General features: G+C 74.5%; 16 protein-coding genes and 1 riboswitch. Of the genes, 9 read left to right on the forward strand and 7 right to left on the reverse strand.

Annotated elements, in window-relative coordinates; genetic code table 11:
* The first annotated feature begins 34 nt into the window (after positions 1-34).
* From SNE206_RS13005 to SNE206_RS13025, 5 genes are all read left to right on the forward strand, one after another.
* On the forward strand, positions 35-1612 hold the full coding sequence (locus tag SNE206_RS13005; RefSeq protein WP_407913470.1) for a glycoside hydrolase family 3 protein: 1578 nt from the start codon (positions 35-37) through the stop codon (positions 1610-1612).
* Between the two features lie 139 nt (positions 1613-1751).
* Positions 1752-2540 (forward strand): GntR family transcriptional regulator, encoded by a 789-nt coding sequence (locus SNE206_RS13010; protein WP_407913471.1) that lies wholly within the window; start codon positions 1752-1754, stop codon positions 2538-2540.
* Positions 2541-2720: 180 nt separating this feature from the next.
* Positions 2721-2987 carry a DUF3311 domain-containing protein gene (locus SNE206_RS13015; RefSeq protein ID WP_407913472.1) on the forward strand — a complete coding sequence of 89 codons (267 nt, stop codon included), beginning with the start codon at positions 2721-2723 and terminating at the stop codon, positions 2985-2987.
* Positions 2987-4612: a monocarboxylate uptake permease MctP gene (gene mctP, locus SNE206_RS13020; protein ID WP_407913473.1), complete on the forward strand. Its 1626-nt coding sequence runs from the start codon at positions 2987-2989 to the stop codon at positions 4610-4612. The genes SNE206_RS13015 and mctP overlap by 1 nt, the downstream gene beginning before the upstream one ends.
* A 222-nt stretch (positions 4613-4834) precedes the next feature.
* Positions 4835-5584: a histidine phosphatase family protein gene (locus SNE206_RS13025; RefSeq protein WP_407913474.1), complete on the forward strand. Its 750-nt coding sequence runs from the start codon at positions 4835-4837 to the stop codon at positions 5582-5584.
* A gap of 1 nt (position 5585) precedes the next feature.
* On the opposite strand, the gene SNE206_RS13030 is transcribed toward SNE206_RS13025, so the two are convergent.
* On the reverse strand, positions 5586-6215 hold the full coding sequence (locus tag SNE206_RS13030) for a response regulator (protein ID WP_407913475.1): 630 nt from the start codon (positions 6213-6215) through the stop codon (positions 5586-5588).
* The gene (locus tag SNE206_RS13035; protein WP_407913476.1) at positions 6212-7447 is read right to left on the reverse strand and encodes a sensor histidine kinase; all 1236 of its coding nucleotides are present in this window, start codon (positions 7445-7447) and stop codon (positions 6212-6214) included. Before SNE206_RS13035 ends, SNE206_RS13030 begins: the two co-directional genes overlap by 4 nt.
* 212 nt (positions 7448-7659) lie before the next feature.
* On the opposite strand from SNE206_RS13035, the gene SNE206_RS13040 reads away from it, so the two are divergent.
* Positions 7660-8226 (forward strand): GlcG/HbpS family heme-binding protein, encoded by a 567-nt coding sequence (locus SNE206_RS13040; RefSeq protein WP_407913477.1) that lies wholly within the window; start codon positions 7660-7662, stop codon positions 8224-8226.
* Positions 8227-8243: 17 nt separating this feature from the next.
* Here SNE206_RS13040 and SNE206_RS13045 read toward each other — a convergent pair whose 3' ends face one another.
* Positions 8244-9236, reverse strand: a complete 993-nt coding sequence (locus tag SNE206_RS13045; protein ID WP_407913478.1) for a GlxA family transcriptional regulator — start codon at positions 9234-9236, stop codon at positions 8244-8246.
* Positions 9237-9544: 308 nt separating this feature from the next.
* On the opposite strand from SNE206_RS13045, the gene SNE206_RS13050 reads away from it, so the two are divergent.
* From SNE206_RS13050 to SNE206_RS13060, 3 genes are all read left to right on the forward strand, one after another.
* Positions 9545-10042, forward strand: coding sequence for a GNAT family N-acetyltransferase (locus SNE206_RS13050; protein WP_407913479.1), 498 nt, complete (start codon positions 9545-9547; stop codon positions 10040-10042).
* Between the two features lie 136 nt (positions 10043-10178).
* Positions 10179-10309: riboswitch (cobalamin riboswitch) on the forward strand.
* A 184-nt stretch (positions 10310-10493) separates the two neighbouring features.
* Entirely contained in the window at positions 10494-12893 is a 2400-nt protein-coding gene (locus SNE206_RS13055) for a ribonucleoside-diphosphate reductase subunit alpha (protein WP_407913608.1), read from the forward strand.
* 29 nt (positions 12894-12922) lie between these two features.
* Positions 12923-13918 carry a ribonucleotide-diphosphate reductase subunit beta gene (locus tag SNE206_RS13060; RefSeq protein ID WP_407913609.1) on the forward strand — a complete coding sequence of 332 codons (996 nt, stop codon included), beginning with the start codon at positions 12923-12925 and terminating at the stop codon, positions 13916-13918.
* A 98-nt stretch (positions 13919-14016) separates the two neighbouring features.
* Here SNE206_RS13060 and def read toward each other — a convergent pair whose 3' ends face one another.
* From def to SNE206_RS13080, 4 genes are all read right to left on the reverse strand, one after another.
* A complete protein-coding gene (def, locus tag SNE206_RS13065) occupies positions 14017-14649 on the reverse strand; it encodes a peptide deformylase (protein WP_407913480.1) in 633 nt (210 codons plus the stop codon).
* Between the two features lie 86 nt (positions 14650-14735).
* On the reverse strand, positions 14736-15725 hold the full coding sequence (locus tag SNE206_RS13070; protein WP_407913481.1) for a tetratricopeptide repeat protein: 990 nt from the start codon (positions 15723-15725) through the stop codon (positions 14736-14738).
* Between the two features lie 162 nt (positions 15726-15887).
* A complete protein-coding gene (locus SNE206_RS13075) occupies positions 15888-17213 on the reverse strand; it encodes an HD-GYP domain-containing protein (protein WP_407913482.1) in 1326 nt (441 codons plus the stop codon).
* The gene (locus SNE206_RS13080; protein ID WP_407913483.1) at positions 17210-18634 is read right to left on the reverse strand and encodes an HD-GYP domain-containing protein; all 1425 of its coding nucleotides are present in this window, start codon (positions 18632-18634) and stop codon (positions 17210-17212) included. Before SNE206_RS13080 ends, SNE206_RS13075 begins: the two co-directional genes overlap by 4 nt.
* Between the last annotated feature and the right edge of the window lie 150 nt (positions 18635-18784).

Genomic DNA, 18784 nt, shown 5'->3' on the forward strand with positions numbered 1-18784 from the left:
ACTCCCCGCACACCACCCACCCAGGGAAGGAACCATGGCGACTCCCGGTACGGAAAGCGTCGAACTGCTCACGGACGCCGGTGCGGTGCTCCAGCCGGGCTTCGTCGGGCTCACCACCCCCGAGTGGCTGCGCCGCAGACTGGGCTCGGGCGAGCTGGGCGGCGTCGCGCTGTTCGGCCGCAACATCCGTACCCCGCAGCAGGTCGCGGCGCTGACCGGGGAGATGTACGCCCTCAACGGCGACCTGCTCGTGGCCACCGACGAGGAGGGCGGCGACGTCACCCGCCTCGAAGTGGCGAGCGGCTCCTCCTACCCGGGCAACCTCGCCCTCGGTGAGGTCGACGACACCGACCTCACCGAGCGCGTCGCCCGCTCCATCGGCCTCGACCTCTCCTCGGTCGGCGTCAACCTCGACTACGCGCCGGACGCCGACGTCAACTCCAACCCGGACAACCCGGTGATCGGGGTGCGCTCCTTCGGCGCCGACGGCGACCTCGCCGCCCGGCACACCGCCGCCTACGTCCGCGGCCTGCAGTCCGCCGGCGTCGCCGCCTGCGCCAAGCACTTCCCCGGCCACGGCGACACCTCCGGCGACTCCCACCTCGGCCTGCCCCGGATCGACCTCACGCCCGAGCAGGTGCAGGAGCACCTCAAGCCCTTCCGCGCCGCCATCGCGGCCGGCGTGAAGTCGATCATGACGGCGCACATCCTCTTCCCCGCGTACGACGAGCGGCTGCCCGCCACCATGTCGCGCGAGATCCTCACCGGCCTGCTCCGCGAGGAGCTGGGCTACCGCGGCCTGATCGTCACCGACGGCATCGAGATGGGCGCCATCTCCGGCACCCACGGCGTCGCCGCCGGCTCGGTGAAGGCCGTCGCGGCCGGCGCCGACACCATCTGCGTCGGCGGCGGCCTGGACGACGAGGCCGCCTTCCTCTACCTGCGCGACGCCCTCGTCTGGGCCGTCCGCGAGGGCCGCCTGTCCGCCGAGCGCCTGCACGAGGCCGCCGAGCGCAACCGCGCGGTCGCCCGCTGGTCCGCGGCCGAGCGCCGCGCCCAGGCCGGCGCGCACGCCGAGCCCGGCATCGGCCTCACCGCCGCCCGCCGCGCCCTGCGCATCCACGGCGAGCTGCGGCCCGTGAACGGCGTGCCGCACGTCGTGGAGTTCTCCCCGGGCGCGAACATCGCCGTCGGCGACCAGACCCCGTGGGGCGTCTCCGGCCCGCTCGCCGAGCTCGTCCCCGGCACCACCCACACCCGGGTCGGCGCCCCCGCCACCCGCATGGAGGGCTCCGGCCTGCTGCACGTGGCGGTCGCCGCCGAGGGGGCCGACGTCGACGTACGGCCGGTGCTCGGCGCCGCGGTCAACCGGCCGCTCGTGATCGTCGTCCGCGACGTCCACCGGCACCCGTGGATGCTGCGCGCGGCCCGCGCCCTGACCGCCGCCCGGCCCGACGCCGTCGTGGTGGAGATCGGCACGACCCACGACCTCGCCGACGCCTTCGGCGCCCCCGGCGTGACCGTGCTGGCCACCCACGGCGGGGCCCGCGTCTGCGGCGTCGCCGCCGCCGAGGCGCTGGCCGGCCTCGCCCTGGGCGCGGCGTCCGCCTGACGCCCCGAAGGACGGGACCGGCCGCAGGACGGGACCGGGGCCGCCGGAGCTCCCCTCCGGCGGCCCACGCGTGCAACCATGTGCTGATACAACGACGGAGGAGCCGGTGACGGCTGCAGGGCGAGGAGTGAGAGCGGCCATGAGCGGCGACAGGGGCACGGCGGCCCTCCCGGAAGGCACCTCGGTGCCGGCGCAGTCCACGGCGGCAGCCGGCACGGCTGCGCGCGTGCCGAAGTACTACGGGCTCAAGCGCCACCTGCTGCAGCTGACCGAGACGCAGCCCGCCGGCACGCCCGTGCCGCCGGAGCGGGCGCTCGCCGCCCAGTTCGACACCTCGCGCACCACCGTCCGGCAGGCCCTGCAGGAGCTGGTCGTCGAGGGCCGTCTGGAGCGCATCCAGGGCAAGGGCACGTTCGTCGCCAAGCCGAAGGTCGCGCAGGCCCTCCAGCTCACCTCGTACACCGAGGACATGCGCGCGCAGGGCCTGGAGCCGACCTCCCGCCTCATCGAGGTCGGCTACATCAGCGCCGACGACCGGCTCGCGCCGCTGCTCGACATCAAGCCGGGCAGCCGGGTGCTGCAGATCGAGCGCCTGCGCCTGGCCAACGGCGACCCGATGGCGATCGAGGTCGCGCACCTCTCCGCGAAGCGCTTCCCGGCGCTCCGCCGCAACCTCGTCAAGCACAACTCGCTCTACACCGCGCTGCGCGAGGTGTACGGCGTCACCGTGGCCGAGGCCGAGGAGACCATCGAGACCACCCTGGCGAACCCGCGCGAGGCCGGCCTGCTCGGCTCCGACCTGGGGCTGCCGATGCTGCAGCTCTCCCGGCACTCGTTCGACGCCGAGGGCGCACCGGTGGAGTGGGTCCGCTCGATCTACCGCGGCGACCGGTACAAGTTCATCACCCGCCTGCAGCGCCCGGCGTGAGGATCCTGCGCCCGGTCTGATCGGACATGGCGAAACTTCGCCCGCACGTAGTGACACAGGTCACGCCGTGCCCTAAATTTCGCTGCGTCCTGTCGATCACCCAGGGTGCTGCTCGGCGGGCGCACAGCGATGTGCGCTGCGGCGCCGCAGAGGTGACACCTCTTCAGCCGGAGCCGTTCAATGTCGTCGGAAAATCCCCCGGGCGTCCTGCCCGCGGTCACGCCCGCCCGGGTGCTGGCCGGACTCTGCCTCGCCGTGCCCGTGGTGGTCATGCTCTGGGTGTCCTCGTACACCAAGGCCGACCCGGAGCTCGGCGGGGTGCCGTTCTTCTACTGGTACCAGCTGATGTGGGTGCCGGTGTCGGCGCTCTTCACGGTCGCTGCCTACCTCCTGATCAACCGCGACGAGAAGGCCCGCAAGGCCGCGCGCACGGCGGGTGAGCAGTGATGCACACCGGCATCAACGTCACCGCGCTGACCGTCTTCCTGCTCTTCTTCGCCCTCGTCAGCGTGATGGGCTTCCTCGCCTCCCGCTGGCGCCGGGCGGACGACGCCCTGCACCTCGACGAGTGGGGCCTGGGCGGCCGCAGCTTCGGCACCTGGGTCACCTGGTTCCTGCTGGGCGGCGACCTGTACACGGCCTACACCTTCGTGGCCGTCCCCGCGGCGATCTACGGCACGGGCGCGGCGGGCTTCTTCGCGGTGCCGTACACGATCATCGCCTACCCGCTGGTGTTCCTGTTCCTGCCGCGGCTGTGGTCGGTCTCGCGGGTGCACGGGTACGTCACCCCGGCGGACTTCGTGCGCGGGCGGTACGGCTCGAAGTCGCTGTCGCTGGTGGTCGCGCTGACCGGCATCCTGGCGACCATGCCGTACATCGCGCTGCAGCTGGTCGGCATCCAGGCGGTGCTGGACGTGCTGGGCGTCGGCGGCTCGGGCAACTGGTTCATGAAGGACCTGCCGCTGTTCCTGGCGTTCGCGGTGCTCGCCGCGTACACGTACTCGTCGGGGCTGCGGGCGCCCGCGCTGATCGCCTTCGTCAAGGACACCCTGGTCTACATCGTGATCATCGTCGCGGTGATCTACATCCCGATGCGGCTCGGCGGCTACGGGCACATCTTCGACGCGGCCGCGCAGAAGTTCTCGACGGTCAACCCGGCGACCGGCAAGCCGTCCGGCTCGCTGGTGCTCGGCCCGAGCGCGCACTGGACGTACGCCACGCTCGCCCTCGGCTCGGCGCTGGCGCTGTTCATGTACCCGCACTCGGTGACCGGCGTGCTGGCCTCGAAGTCCCGCAACACGGTGCGACGCAACATGGCGATCATGCCGGCGTACTCGCTGATGCTGGGCCTGCTCGCGCTGCTCGGCTTCATGGCCATCGCGGCCGGGGTCGGCAAGGGCGTGAAGGGCTTCAACGCGCAGCTCTCGGTGCCGCAGCTCTTCGAGAACATGTTCCCGGACTGGTTCACCGGCGTCGCCTTCGCGGCGATCGGCATCGGCGCCCTGGTGCCCGCCGCGATCATGTCGATCGCCGCGGCCAACCTCTTCACCCGCAACATCTACAAGGAGTTCCTCAAGCCCGGGGCCACCCCGGCGGACGAGACCCGGGTCGCCAAGATCGCCTCGCTGCTGGTGAAGGTCGGCGCGCTGGCCTTCGTCCTCACGATGGACAAGCAGTTCGCGATCAACCTGCAGCTCCTCGGCGGCCTGTGGATCCTGCAGACCTTCGTCACCATCGTCGGCGGCCTCTTCACCCGCTGGTTCCACCGCTGGGCGCTGCTCGCGGGCTGGGCCGTCGGCATGGGCTACGGCACCTGGACGGCGTACGGCATCAAGTCCGCCGCCACCAAGCACTTCGGCGGCAGCTCGCACGAGATCCCGTGGATCGGCGAGATCGGCTACATCGGCCTCACCGCCTTCGTGCTGAACCTCGCGGTCGCCGTCGTCCTCACGCTCGTCCTGAAGTCCCTCAAGGCCCCCGAGGGCGCCGACGAGACCGTCCGCACCGACTACACCGCGGACGCCGGCGACACGGCCGTGGACACCGCCCCGCAGCCCGCGACGGCGCACTGACCGCAGGGCGGCCCGGCCACGGGCGCGCCGTGCGAGACGGCGCACCGGGTCGCCCCTCGTGCGCCCTGTGCTCGCGCCGCCACCTCCGACAACACTGGAGGAGGCGGCGCGGGCACCGCGTCGGGCGCGGCTCCCCACGGGCGCGCCACCCCCACCACCCGGGGGCGCCGCCACAGCGCCGGCGCGACGGCGCGGAACGACGACGCAGACGGGGAGACGCCGATGGCCGAGGCCGGCACCATCCTGAACGGACACCGCACCGAACGCGACGGAGGGCGCCCGCTCCCGTCCGTCCTGATCGCCACCCGGCACGGCGAGTCCGTCGCCAACGTCGAGTTCCGGCGGGCCGACGAGAGCGGCGCGCTGAGCGTGCCGATCACCAGCCGCGACGCCGACATCCCGCTCACCATGCACGGCCAGACGCAGGCCCAGGCGCTCGGCCGCTGGTGGGCCGAACTGCCGCCCGCCGACCGCCCGCGCGCCGTGTGGTGCTCCCCGTACGTCCGCACGGTCGAGACCGCCCGGATCGCCCTCGCCCAGGCCTCCGGGCTCGGCGCCGTACCCGTCGGCCTGCCCGTGCGCCACGACGAGCGGCTGCGCGACCGGGAGCTCGGCGTGCTGGAGATGCTCACCCGGGCCGCCATCGAGAAGGAGCACCCGGCGGAGGCCGCCCGGCGCCGCCGGATGGGCGAGCTCTACTACCGGCCGCCCGGCGGCGAGTCCTGGCTGGACGTCGCCCTGCGGGTGCGCAGCGTGCTGCGCGACCTGTCCGAGGAGGAGGCCGGCCGGCCGGTGCTGGTCGTCGCGCACGACTGCACCGTGCTGATGCTGCGGCACGTCCTCGACCGGCTCACCGAGCCCCAGCTGATGGCCCTCGAACCCGTCGGCAACTGCTCCGCCAGCCTCTGGCGGGCCGCCGACGGACGCCTGCGGGCGGACGGCTGGAACGCCACCGGCCACCTGCCGGGGTAGCTCACCGCAGCAGGCGGCGCTCCTTCGCCGCCGCCACCGCGCCCGCGCGGGTGTCGACGCCGAGCTTGGCGTAGATCCGGCCGAGGTGCGTCTTCACCGTCGCCTCGCTGACGAACAGCGCCCGTGCGATCTCCCGGTTGCCGAGGCCCTCGGCGAGCCGGCCGAGGATCTCCAGCTCGCGCGCGGTGAGCCGGCGGGCCGGGGCGCGCATCTGGGCCATCACCCGGGAGGCGACCGGCGGGGAGAGCACGGTGCGGCCCGCCGCGGCCTCCTGCACGGCGGTGAACAGCTCCTCGGGCCGCTCGGCCTTCAGCAGGTAGCCGGTCGCGCCGGCGTCGATCGCCCGGGTGATGTCGGCGTCGGTGTCGTAGGTGGTCAGCACGAGCACGTACGGCGCGTCCGGCCCGGCGGTGATCCGCCGGGTGGCCTCGACGCCGTCCATGCCCGCGCCGAGCTGGAGGTCCATCAGCACGACCTGCGGGCGGAGCCGGGCGGCCAGCACGACGGCCTCCTCGCCGCTGCCCGCCTCGCCGACGACCTCGATGCCGGCCGCGCTGGCGAGCAGCGCGAGCAGGCCGGCGCGGACGACGGCGTGGTCGTCGCAGACCAGCAGCCGGACGGGCGCGCTCATGCCGCCCGCCCGGGGCCGACCGGCACGGCGGCGGAGACGACGGTGCCCTCGCCCGGGGAGCTCTCGACGGTGAGGGTGCCGCCGAGCTGCCGCAGCCGGGCGTGCATGGCCCGCAGTCCGTGCCCGCGCCGGGCCTCCGGCCGTACGGCGGGCGGGATGCCGCGGCCGTCGTCGGCGATGTCCAGCACCGCCTGGTCGCCCAGGTAGGAGAGCGTGAGCACGGCCGCCGAGGCGTCCGCGTGCTCCCGGACGTTCGCCAGGGCACCCTGCGCGATCCGCAGGAGGGCGGCCTGCGCGGCGGGCGGCAGCGGCGCGGGCTCGCCGTCGACGTGCAGGCGGACGGGCAGCCCGGTCTCGGCCCGCTCGCGCTCGGCGAGCGCGAGCAGCGCCCGGTCGAGGCCCCCGCCGTCGGCGAGCTCCGCCGGGGCGAGGTCGTGGACGAAGCGGCGCGCCTCGGCCAGGTTGCGGGCGGCGACGGCGGCGGCCGTCCGGACGTGCCCGCGGGCGGTGGCCGGGTCGGTGTCCCACGTGCGGTCGGCGGCCTGCAGCAGCATCTGCTGGCTGGACAGGCCCTGGGCGAGGGTGTCGTGGATCTCCGCGGCGAGCCGGCCGCGCTCGGCGAGCGTGCCCTCGCGGCGTTCGGTGGAGGCGAGGTCGCGCCGGGTGCGGACGAGGTCGTCGAGCAGCGCCCGCTGCCGCTCGGTCTGCCGCTGCATCGACAGGAACACCGCGGTGGCCAGCACCGCGACGGCGGGCGGCAGGAGCAGCAGGGTGGCGTCGGCCGGTCCGGGGAGGCGGGCCTGGCCGACCGCCACCAGCACGGTGAGCGCGCCGACCAGCGGCAGCGCGGCCCGTGCGGGCAGGGTGCGCAGCACGGTGTACACGAGCGGTACGGCGCACCAGGCGAAGCTCGGGGCCAGCAGCACGAGCACCACCCACAGGGCGACCACCAGGCCGAGGGCGGCCCGGGCGGCCGGGCGGCTGCGCAGCCGGGGGCCGGTGAGCTGGGCGGCGGCCAGCGCCGCGCCGAGGCCGGTCACCCAGGGGGCCGCGGGGTTGCCGGGGTGGTGGGTGAGGTAGCGGGTGAGGGCGGCGGCGAGCAGCAGCAGGAAGGCCGAGTCGAGGACGGCGGGGAGCCAGCGGGCGTCCGGGGTGCCGGCGCCGGCGCCGGGTGCGGGCGTCGGGGGCCGGAGGGCCTGGGGGGTCCGGGGGGCCTCGGGGGTCCGATCCATCTGCTGCGACCTGCTCCGTCTCTCGTGCGTCGTGGCGATCCTCACCCGTCCCGGGCGGCCGCGCATCATCCGATCGGCCGACCCCCCTGTCGTCCATGATGCCTGCGGAAGCGGGCCCGGGGGACGACCCGGCGGGGCCTGCGGCGGCCGGAGGATCGGGGTGTGGCGGTGGCCGTACGGGCCCCGCCGGTGATCGCAGGAGGAGCGGAACCATGCGGAAGACGTCGGTGAGGGCCCGGGTGCTCGGCGGTGCGGTGGCGGTGGCGGCGCTCGGTGCGGGCACGTTCGGTGCGGTGTCGGCGAGCGCGGACACGGCGGGCGGCGCGGCGGCGGGCGGCGGGGCCCCGGCGGCGGTCGCGGTGGACGGCCGGAACGTGGTCACCTCCTCGCACCTGTCGGTGGACGCGGCGACCCGGGCCGCCCAGGCGGCGCTGCACGCGGCGGAGAAGGCCGGGCAGCGGGTGTCGGTGGCGGTGGTCGACCGCAACGGCACCACCGTGGTCACGCTGCGCGGTGACGGCGCGGGCCCGCAGTCGCCGGAGTCCGCGGTGCGCAAGGCGTTCACGGCGGTGTCGTGGAACGCGCCGACCTCGGAGCTGGCCGGGCGGCTCGCGCAGGCCCCGAACCTGAAGGACATCCCGGGCACGCTGTTCCTGGCCGGCGGCGCCCCCGTGCAGGTGCAGGGCGCACCGGTGGCGGGGATCGGCGTGGCGGGTGCGCCGAGCGGCGACCTGGACGAGCAGTTCGCCCGGGCCGGGGCGGCGGCGGTCGGCCGCTGAGCGGCCCTCCGCGGCGGTCAGACGCCCGGCAGGGGCACCTCCTGCCGGGCGTCCGGCGTGCCGGCGGGCCCGGCGAACGCCCGCCGGTACGCCTGCGGTGTGGTGCCGAGCCGGCGGCCGAAGTGGTGGCGCAGGGTGGCCGCGTTGCCGAAGCCGCAGCGGGCGGCGACCGCGTCGACGGGTTCGTCGGTGCCCTCCAGCAGCCGCTGGGCGAGGAGGATGCGCTGGCCGGTCAGCCAGCGGTGCGGGGTGGTGCCGGTCTCCTGCCGGAAGCGGCGGGCGAAGGTGCGGGGCGACATGTGGGCGAGGGCGGCGAGGCTGTCGACGGTGGCGTCCTGGTCGAGGTGGCGGCGCATCCGGTCGAGGACGCCGGTGAGGGAGTCGACCCCCGGTTCGGGCAGCGGCCGGCTGATGAACTGCGCCTGTCCGCCCTCCCGGTGCGGGGCGACGACCATCCGGCGGGCGATCGCGCGGGCGACCTCGGCGCCCTGCAGCTTGCGCACGAGGTGGAGGCAGGCGTCGATGCCGGCGGCGGTGCCCGCGGAGGTGATCACCGGGTCCTCGTCGACGTAGAGGACGTCGGGTTCGACGGTGGTGAGGGGGAAGCGGCGGGCCATCTCGGCGGCGTGCCTCCAGTGGGTGGTGGAGCGGCGGCCGTCGAGGAGGCCGGCGGCGCCGAGGAGGAAGCTGCCGCTGCAGATGGAGAGGGCCCGGGCGCCGCCGTCGACGGCGGCGCGCAGGGCGTCGACCAGCACGGGCGGGTAGGTGTCGCGCAGGCCGGTGGCGGTGAGCACGACGAGGTCGGCGCCGGCGAGGCGTTCGGGGCCGTACGGGACGTCGACGGAGAAGCCCGCGTGGGTGCGCTTGGGCCCGGGGGTGTCGGAGACGAGGCCGAATTCGTAGACGGGCAGGCCTTCCTCGGCCCGGTCGAGTCCGAACACCTCGCAGGCCACGCCGAGTTCGAAGGGGTGGACGTCCTCCAGCACGACGGCGACGACGTTCTTCAGCATGGCTCCAGCATGGCGCTGGCAGGATTTCGATGCAAGTGGTCTTTCCTGCCACTCGTCGGTGCCGCGGCACCCGGCCAGAGTGGGGACATGACCTCCTCGATGCTCACCGACGCGACCGTCCTCCTCTCCGTCATCGGCGGCTTCGGCCTGATCGGCGCCCTCGTCGGCCGCGACGTCGACCGGAACTCCCGCCAGGGGCGCGACAACTGGCACCGTCCCGGCGGGTACCCGGCCGACCCGGACCTCCCCGGCCGCCTGCACGACACCCCGGCCGGTCCCGGCGTCCCCGGCGGCGGCAGACTGGACGGATGGACATCGTCATCCGCCGGGCCCTCGCCGAGGACCTCGCAGGGGCCGGAACCGTCACGGTCGAGGCCTTCGTCGCCGGCGGCCACACCGCGCCCGGCAGCGCCTACGCGGCCCGCCTCCGTGACGCCCGTCCCCGCAGCGAGGAGGCCGAGCTCCTCGTCGCCGTCGACCCGGCGGACGGGCGTGTCCTCGGCAGCGTGACCTTCGCCCCCGGCGGCACCCCCTGGGCGGACGTCGCCGGGCCGCACGAGGGGGAGATCCGGATGCTCGCCGTCGCCCCGTCCGCCCGCGGCCGGGGCGTCGGGGCGGCGCTCGTCACGGCGGCGGTGGACCGCAGCCGCGCGCTCGGACTCGCCGGCATGGCCTTCTCCACGATGGCGGACATGTCCGCCGCCCACCGCCTCTACGAGCGGCTCGGCTTCCGCCGCAGCCCGGACCGCGACTGGTCGCCCCGGCCGGGCCTCGGGCCGCTGATGGTGTACTCACTGACCTTCTGACGGCTGGGCCCGGCCCGTCCGGCGGACACGCAGCGTGTCCGCACGGGCGGGCCTCCGTTGTGCCGTCGCGGCCGGGCGCCATCAGGACGACACGTAACGTGCACAAGATATGGGGGCACATCAACGAGCGACCACTACATGTATGCTCACTCTCGCTGTCGACGCAGGGGAATCCGGTGGAAGTCCGGGACTGCCCCGCAACGGTGAGCGGCCCGCGACGCCGGGGACCGCACAGTCCGAGGACCTGCCGACGGTGTGCCACACGGCTTCCCCGCAGATGCCTTGAAGCACAGCAGTACCGTCCAGGCCACGCGGGTGGGCCGGGTAGACGACGCACGCCCCTTCGCGGTCCGGCGTGCCGTCCTCCCCTGCCACGCGCGGTCCGGGCAACGCCGCCGTCCGCTGCCGCCACAGGAGAGAGTGCGCCTTGACCGTCGCTGCCTCAGTCACCCTGCCCTCCCAGGGATCTGCCGGATCCGACCGGCCCGACCCCGGTGCTGCTCTGCTCCGGCTGCTCACCGACCGCAGCACCGATCTCCCCCAGGTGGACCCCGGCCACGTCGCCGCCGCCGCGCTGCGCGGCCGCCACGCCGGTTCGGACTTCGCCGAGCTGCGCGGGCTGGCCGTGGAGGCCGCCGCGTCGATGATCGCCGAGGACCCGCAGTACTCGAAGCTCGCCTCCCGGCTGCTCGCCCTGGAGATCCAGGACGAGGCCGTCTCGCAGGGCGCGGTGTCCTTCGCCGCCTCGGTCGCCGTCGGCCACGCCGAGGGCCTGATCGGCGACACCACGGCCGCCTTCGTCGCGAAGCACGCCGCCGCCTTCGACGCCCTGATCGACCGGCAGGGCGACGACCGCTTCGAGTACTTCGGCCTGCGCACCGTGCAGTCCCGCTACCTGCTGCGCCACCCGATCACCCGCAAGGTCGTCGAGACCCCGCAGCACTTCCTGCTGCGCGTCGCCGCGGGCCTCGCGGTCGGCGACACCGCGCAGTCGGTGGCCGAGGTCGCCGAGCTGTACCGGCTGATGAGCCGCCTGGAGTACCTGACGTCCTCGCCGACGCTCTTCAACTCCGGCACCAGGCACCCGCAGATGTCGTCCTGCTACCTGCTGGACTCGCCGCTCGACAACCTCGACTCGATCTACGACCGGTACGCGCAGATCGCCCGGCTCTCCAAGCACGCCGGCGGCATCGGCCTGTCGTACTCGCGGATCCGTTCGCGCGGCAGCCTGATCCGCGGCACCAACGGCCAGTCCAACGGCATCGTGCCGTTCCTGCGCACCCTGGACTCCTCCGTGGCCGCGGTCAACCAGGGCGGCCGGCGCAAGGGCGCCGCCTGCGTCTACCTGGAGACCTGGCACGCCGACATCGAGGAGTTCCTGGAGCTCCGCGACAGCACCGGCGAGGAGGCCCGCCGGACGCACAACCTCAACCTGGCGCACTGGATCCCGGACGAGTTCATGCGCCGGGTCAACGCGGACGCCGACTGGTCGCTCTTCTCCCCCGCCGACGTGCCGGAGCTCGTCGACCTGTGGGGCGCCGACTTCGACGAGGCGTACCGCAAGGCCGAGCAGGCGGGCAAGGCGGTGCGCACCATCCCCGCGCAGACCCTGTACGCCCGGATGATGCGCACCCTGGCGCAGACCGGCAACGGCTGGATGACCTTCAAGGACGCCTCCAACCGGGCCGCCAACCAGACCGCGCTGCCCGGCCGCACCGTGCACTCGTCCAACCTGTGCACGGAGATCCTGGAGGTCACCGACGACTCCGAGACGGCCGTCTGCAACCTCGGCTCGGTCAACCTGGGCGCGCACGTCGCCCCCGGCGCCACCGCCGCCGACCTGCTGAACGCGATGGACTGGGACCGCCTGGACGCCACCGTGCGCACCGCGGTGACCTTCCTCGACCGGGTCATCGACATCAACTTCTACCCGACCACCGAGGCCGGCACCTCCAACTCCCGCTGGCGGCCCGTCGGCCTGGGCATCATGGGCCTGCAGGACGTCTTCTTCCAGCTGCGGATCGACTTCGACTCCGCCGAGGCGGCGGCCCTCTCCACCCTGATCTCCGAGCGCATCATGCTCACCGCGTACGAGCGCTCCGCGGACCTCGCCGAGCAGTTCGGCCGCCACGAGGCGTACGGCGAGACCCGCGCCGCCCGCGGCGAGCTGCACATCGACCACTTCGGCTCGGCCACCCCGCGGTGGACGGAGCGCTGGGAGGCGCTGCGCACCCGCATCGCCGCGACCGGCCTGCGCAACTCGCTGCTGCTGGCGATCGCGCCGACCGCGACGATCGCCTCGATCGCCGGCGTGTACGAGTGCATCGAGCCGCAGGTGTCGAACCTCTTCAAGCGCGAGACCCTCTCCGGCGAGTTCCTCCAGGTCAACCCGTACCTGGTGCGGGAGCTGAAGGCGCTCGGCGTCTGGGACCAGCAGACCCGGGACGCCCTGCGCGAGTCCAACGGCTCCGTGCAGGAGCTCAACTGGCTGCCGGCCGAGGTCCGTTCGCTCTACCGCACGGCCTGGGAGCTGCCGCAGCGCGCGCTCATCGACCTGGCCGCGGCCCGCATGCCGTACATCGACCAGAGCCAGTCGCTGAACCTCTTCCTGGCGGCGCCCACCATCGGCAAGCTCAGCTCGATGTACGCGTACGCGTGGAAGGTCGGCCTCAAGACCACGTACTACCTGCGGTCGCGCCCGGCCACCCGCATCGCGCAGGCCGCCACCGGCGCCCGCGCCGCCACCACCGCCGCACCGGTGGCCGTGCCGGCCCCGACCATGAGCCAGGAGGAGCAGGACGCCATCGCCTGCTCCCTGGAGAACCCCGAGTCCTGCGAGGCCTGCCAGTGACCACCCCGACCGACGCCGACCGTCAGAAGATGCTGCTCGACCCGGGCTTCGAGCTGACGCTGCGTCCGATGCGGTACCCGTCGTTCTACGACCGCTACCGGGACGCCATCAAGAACACCTGGACGGTGGAGGAGGTGGACCTGCACTCCGACGTCGCCGACCTCGCCAAGCTCAGCGAGGGCGAGCGGCACATGATCGGCCGGCTGGTCGCCTTCTTCGCGACCGGCGACTCGATCGTCTCCAACAACGTGGTGCTGAGCCTCTACAAGCACATCAACTCCCCCGAGGCCCGGCTCTACCTGTCGCGGCAGCTGTTCGAGGAGGCCGTGCACGTCCAGTTCTACCTGACGCTGCTCGACACCTACCTGCCCGACCCGGACGACCGCGCGGCGGCCTTCTCGGCGGTGGAGAACATCCCCTCCATCCACCAGAAGGCGCAGTTCTGCTTCAGGTACATGAACGCGGTCGACCACCTCGACTCGCTGCAGACCAAGGACGACCGCCGGGCGTTCCTGCTCAACCTGATCTGCTTCGCGGCCTGCGTGGAGGGCCTGTTCTTCTACGGCGCCTTCGCGTACGTGTACTGGTTCCGCAGCCGCGGCCTGCTGCACGGCCTGGCGACCGGCACCAACTGGGTGTTCCGCGACGAGTCCATGCACATGGACTTCGCCATGTCGGTGGTCGACACCGTCCGCGACGAGGAGCCCGACCTCTTCGACGACGAGCTGGCGAAGCAGGTCACCACGATGATGGAGGAGGCCGTCGAGGCCGAGCTCCAGTTCGCGCAGGACCTGTGCGGCGACGGCCTGCCCGGCATGAACACCGCCTCCATGCGCCAGTACCTGGAGGCCGTCGCCGACCAGCGGCTCGCCCGCCTCGGCCTGCCGGTCCGCTACGGCTCCACCAACCCGTTCGGGTTCATGGAGCTGCAGAACGTCCAGGAGCTGACCAACTTCTTCGAGCGCCGGGTCTCCGCGTACCAGGTCGCCGTCGAGGGCTCGGTCTCCTTCGACGACGACTTCTAGCGCACCCCGCGCCTGCGGATCCCGCCGCCGGCGCACCTGCCGCGCACGGAGGGCCGCTCCCCCAGCTTGGGGAGCGGCCCTCCGTGCGCGGGCGCGCGTCAGTCGTTCGGCACGGTCGCGTAGCGCGGGGTGCCCTCGGCCATCTGCCGCAGCGCGTCCTTGCGGTCACGCTTGGAGAGCCGGTCGACGTAGAGGTAGCCGTACAGGTGGTCGGTCTCGTGCTGGAGGCAGCGGGCGAAGAAACCGGTGCCCTCGACGCTGATCGCCTTGCCGTCCTTGTCCTGGCCGGTGACGGCCGCGAAGTCCGGGCGGGCGAGGTCCATGTAGGCGGTGGGCACGGAGAGGCAGCCCTCGGCGGAGTCGTCGAGGACGCGGCGGCCCGCCGGAAGGTCCACCAGCACCGGGTTGACGACGTGTCCGACGTGCCGCACGCCCTCGTCGTCGGGGCAGTCGTACACGAAGACCTTCAGGTCGACGCCGATCTGGTTGGCGGCCAGGCCGACCCCGTCGGCGGCGTACATCGAGGCGAACATGTCGTCGATGAGGGCGGCGAGTTCGCCGTCGAACGCGGTCACGGTGGCGACCTCACGGTGCAGCACCGGGTTGCCGAACACGGTGATCGGCCGGGCCGATCCCCTGCCGGGTTCGGGCAGCTCGCCGACGACCTTCTGCACCGGGCTCCCGTCCTGCTCGTGGTCGTGGTCGTGGTCGTGCGCGTGCTCGTCGGCCATCGCTTGTCTTCCGCTTCCGTGGATCCGTCCGGGTGTACCGCTCAAGGGTACGGCTCCGCACGGTGCGCCGGCCCTTACCCTCGGGGTCAGCAGACCTCTTCGAGGTCACGGTAGGCGCGGGTCGCCGGGGAGGCCGCGACCCACCGGTCGAGCAGGGTGCGGACGAGCCCGGAGGGCGCGGCGATGCCGCACTCGCGCTCCACCAGCCAGGCGCTGCCCGCGCTGCCCTGGCTGAGGTGGCTCAGGTGGCCGGGGTGCAGCGGGTCGCCGTCGTCGTGCGGGTCGTGGTGGGCGGTGTGGCCGTCGTCGATGGCCATCCGGCTCTCCGAACAGGCCCGGCACAGCAGGCGCACGGAGGCCGTCCAGTCCTCGGCGGCGTACCCGGCGTCGGCGACGAACCGCTCCAGGGCGTCCCGGTCGGCGGCGGTGGCCGCCTGCAGCAGCACGACGAAGGTCGGCACCGGCGAGGGCGCCCACAGCTCGATCTCGTCGAAGACGGGGTAGGCCACGCCGTCCGCGACGCGCTCGCCGTGCGGGGCGCCGTCGTGCAGCACGACCTCGCCCCAGCGCCGCCCCGAGGACGGCAGCGGGATGGAGAGCACCTCGATCCGGGCCGGGTCCAGCCTGCGGCCCCACACCACCTCGGACTCGCCGTCCGGGGAGAGCCGCACCGGGGTGGTGCCGAGGTCGAGGTCGACCGGACCGTCCGCCGGGCCGCCCGCGCCCCCGGGGAGGCGCAGCCCGTACGCCTGCCAGGCGCGGCGGGCGAGCGGCCAGTCCTGCAGGGCGGTGGCGGTGATGCCGAGGTTCCACCAGTCCGGGGCGCCCTGCTCGCGGTCGAGGAGGGCGACGGCGCGCAGGCCGGCGGCGCGGGCCTGGTCCCAGTCGCGGCGGAACTTGTGCAGGAGGGCGAGGTTGAACCAGGAGTCGGAGAGCCAGGGCTCCAGGTCGGCGGCCATCACCAGCAGCGCGCCCGCGTCCTCGAAGCGGCCGTCGCCGATGAGCGTGAAGGCGCGGTCGGTCGTCTGCCGCCAGGTGGCCGACGGCCGGTGCCGTGCGCGGTGGAAGATCCTCACGTTCCGTCCCTGCCGTTGTCGTCCGCCTCTTCCCAGCACCTGCTCCGGGGCCGGCTGCTGCAGCGGGAACGATCCGGGGCGTCCGGGGCCCCGCATCCGGTGTTCCACGCTACGACCGCATCCAACCACGCCGGTGGTGGCCCGCGCTTCCCGCGAGGCGCTTCATTCCGGTTCGCGGACGCCGCTGCCCACTCTGGCCAACGCGTCGACCACCGCGGGGTCGTACGAGCGGCCGCGTTCGAGGCGCAGGCGCTCCAGGGCCGCGAGGCCGCCGCCGGCCTCGGAGAGGCCGTGGGCGAGGGCGTCGGTGAGGAGGTCGTCGTGGGCGTTGGCGACGCGCACGATGCGGGCGGCGAGCGGCAGGGTGCGGTCGGCGGAGCCGTCGGGCAGCCGGCAGGGGTCGGCGAGCCGGGCGACCTGGGCGCCGACCCGGCGCGGCACGCCGGTGCGCAGGATGACCTCGCTGCCCAGGCGGGCGATGCGCTGCTGCTCGGCCGCGGGGAGCAGCGCGGTGGCGCCGCCGGGCACCGGCTCGACGAGGGAGAGCTGGCCGATGTCGTGCATCAGCGCGGCGTACTCCAGGAGGGCGAGGTCGCGGGTGCCGAGGCCGAGTTCGCGGCCGATGGCGCAGGCGGTGTCCGCGACCCGGCGGGCATGCCCCGGTGGGGTGTAGCCGGCGACCTCGGTGGCGCGGGCCAGGGCCTCGATGGTCTGGCGGGTGGTGGCCCGGATGGCCGAGGCCCGCCGGAAGGAGGCCTGGGCGAGCAGCAGCGGGGTGCAGAACACCGGCAGGGCCCAGAGCCCGACCTCGCCCGCGAGGAGGCTCACCAGCATGCCGGTGGCGACGATCGCGGAGCCGATCCCGGGCAGGGAGCGCAGCTCGTCCTCCAGGGCGGCGGCGAACCGCAGGCCCGCCCGGTCGCGGTGCAGGACGGCGGCGAGGACGGCGTCGCAGAGCGCGGTGAGGGCGGCCACGCCGGTGAGGACGGCGCCGTAGGCGGGGCCGGTGAGGGGGGCCCGGTCGAGCAGCCCGCTGGTGTAGAGCGGCTGGAAGAGCAGGGCCGCGAAGGCGACGGTGAGCAGCCTCCGGGAGGCGGTGTCGGCGCGCAGGGCGTCGCGCGGGCGCTGGCCGGGGGCGCGGCGGGTGCGGACGGCGGGGACGGCGAGCGGGAGGAGGCCGACGAGGGTGCCGAGGCCGGTGACGGCGACGACCTGCAGGACGCCGTGGGCGGTGGGCAGCCCGTGGAGCGGGCCGAGCAGGGCGTACGCGAGGGCGGCGGCGGTGGCGACGGGGGCGTGCTCGCGGTCGCCCGGGAGGGTGATGCGGGCCCATTCACCGGCGGCGACGACGGCGCCGAAGGCGAGGGCCACCCTCGGCTGTGCGGCGCCGTGGCCCGCGAGGTGCAGGAGCGATACGCCCAGCAGCAGGGCGGCCGTGCCGTGGACGGCGGCCGGCCGGAGCCGGCTGCCGCCCGGGCGCAGCCTCACGAGGACCCGCCGGTGGGGATGCGGTGGCCCGGGGCGGGCACCCGCGGGGAGGGTTCCGGGACACCGAGCGGGATGTCGGGCACCTCGCCGTCCCAGCCGCCGGGCGGGGGCGGTTCGGGCTGCCAGCCGTGCTCGTCGACGGCGGAGACGAGGGCGGCGACCATGGCCGGGTCGAACTGGCTGCCGGCGCAGCGGCGGAGTTCGTCGACGGCCTCGGTGACGGGGCGGCCGCGGCGGTAGGAGCGGGTGGAGGTCATGGAGTCGAAGGCGTCGGCGACGGAGATGATCCGGGCGAACTCGGGGATGCGGTCGCCGGCGAGTCCGGCGGGGTAGCCGCGGCCGTCGAGCCGTTCGTGGTGGTGGAGGATGCCCTCGCGGGCCTCGCCGAGGAAGGCGAGGTCGCGGACGAGTTCGTAGCCGAAGACGGGGTGCACCTCGACGGCGCGGCGCTCGGTGTCGGTAAGCGGGCCGTTGCGGCGCAGCAGTTCGGTGGCGACGCCGAGCTTGCCGACGTCGTGCAGGGTGCCGGCGAAGTGGAGGGTGCGGATGCGCTCCTCGGCCATGCCGAGCTGGCGGGCGATCAGGACGGCGGCCCGGCCGACGCGTTCGCTGTGGCCGCGGGTGTAGGCGTCCTTGATCTCGACGGCCTGGACGAGGGCGCCGACCGTCGCCCGGTGGGCGTTGGCCTCGCGGTGGCCCTGGGCGAACATCCAGGCGGAGATGGAGAGTGGCAGGAGGGCGAGCACGGCCGCGAACGCGCCGTACGGGCCCTGCCAGAGCACGGCGACCATCAGGCCGCCGACGCCCTGGACGAGGGCGGGGAGGACGACCGCCCCGGTGGCGCGGGCCAGGGCGGCGGGGTGGGCGGCACGGTGCGGCGCGGTGGTGTCGAGGCTGCGCATGACGCCGACCAGGGCGGCGTTGACCAGGCAGAAGACGGCGACGGCGGCCATGGCGCCGAGCGCGGCGGAGGGGAAGCGTGCTCCGAGCAGCCGGTCCGGGCCGCCGAGCAGCCGGTGGACGGCCGAGGCGGCGAAGGCGGCGACGGCGAGCTGGGCGGCGTTCCAGAGGCGGTGCAGGTGGCGGGGCCCGCGGGGGCCGGGGGTGCGGGCGGCGAGGGCGCCGGGCACGGCGACGAGGGCCGCGGCGGCGGGCGGCAGCAGGAGGACGCCGGCGAACAGCACCGGGAAGAAGCCCCGGCCGGGCAGGGCCCGGACGGCCTCGCAGGGCTCGCGCGGGGGGAGGCGGAGCAGGCGGCGGCCGAGGCGGGCGCACGGGGTGGGCAGGCCGACGGCGAGCGACTCGGCGCAGGCGTGGAGGAAGGCGAGCAGCCCGAGCCGGGGCCAGTCCACGGGGCCGCCGAGGGGGGCGGGGGCCGGGAGGGCCAGCGGCAGGGTGCAGCAGACGGCCGCGGCCAGCACCGCGACGGCGTACCGGGCCGCCGCGCCGGTCAGGGCCTCGCTCTCGCGTTCGCCGGTGATCTCAGCCTCCCCGCGCCCGGCCCGTCCGTTCTGCGGGCCAGTGAGGAGAATAGGCCCCGGTGTGCGGGCCGGGGCGCGTGATCGGGCAAC

Source organism: Kitasatospora sp. NE20-6 (genome assembly GCF_045862635.1).